The sequence below is a fragment of the Alloalcanivorax marinus genome, assembly GCF_016785095.1.
Taxonomy (GTDB): Bacteria; Pseudomonadota; Gammaproteobacteria; order Pseudomonadales; family Alcanivoracaceae; genus Alloalcanivorax; species Alloalcanivorax marinus_A.
Genome location: NZ_JAEKJB010000014.1, coordinates 1 through 735 on the forward strand (window position 1 = coordinate 1; position 735 = coordinate 735).

The following is a 735-nucleotide window of genomic DNA, read 5'->3' on the forward strand; positions in this document are numbered from 1 at the left end:
GCGCCGGACAGCAGGGCCCCGGCGCCGGGAACGACGGGTTCCAGGTCCAGGGCCTTGAGCATTTGGTAGGTGGTGGCGATGGCGGCGGTGACCACGGGTTTTCCGGTCAGGGCCTCGACCTTGGGCACGGCGGCCAGGGACGGCATCTGCACACAGGCGGACAACACGATGGCGTCGGCATCGGAGAAGTCCATGCTGGCGACGATGTCGGGCAGCTTGGCGGTGTCGTGACGGGCGACGTCCAGGTTGTTGGGGATTTCCAGGGCGCGGTATTCGAGCACTTGGGTGCCTTCGCGCTGGATGTAATCCACGACCATTTCAGTGAGCGGCTTCATGTACGGGGCCACCACGACGACCTTCTTGGCGTTGAGCACCTTAAGCGCGTCGACCAGGGCGCCGGCGCTGGTCACCACTTCGGTTTCCTGGCCGTTTTCCTTGGTGCGCTGGCGCAGACGTTTCTGGGATTCCCGGTGGTAGCCGGGGCCCATGGACATGATGGCCACCAGGCAGGCGTAGCCCATCACGTCGACGGCGGCGTCGCTGAGTTCCAGGGCGCAGCGGTCGGACTCGCCGTCCATGGAGGCGAGCTCCTCCTTGCTGACGGTTTTCATGCGCATGCGGCTGGAATGGAAGGTGAAACGCTCCGGGCGGATCAGTTGCCGGGCGGTGAGCATGGCCGGGATCTCGGTCTCCATGGTGATGTTGGAGCTCGGAACGATCTGGCCAATTCGATAG

Annotated in this window: 1 protein-coding gene; it reads right to left on the minus strand. The window is 64.8% G+C overall.

Going from position 1 to position 735, the window contains the following annotated elements:
- Positions 1-735, minus strand: a 735-nt coding sequence (locus JF515_RS17505; RefSeq protein ID WP_274380713.1) for a maleate cis-trans isomerase family protein, incomplete at both ends; no start/stop codon positions are given.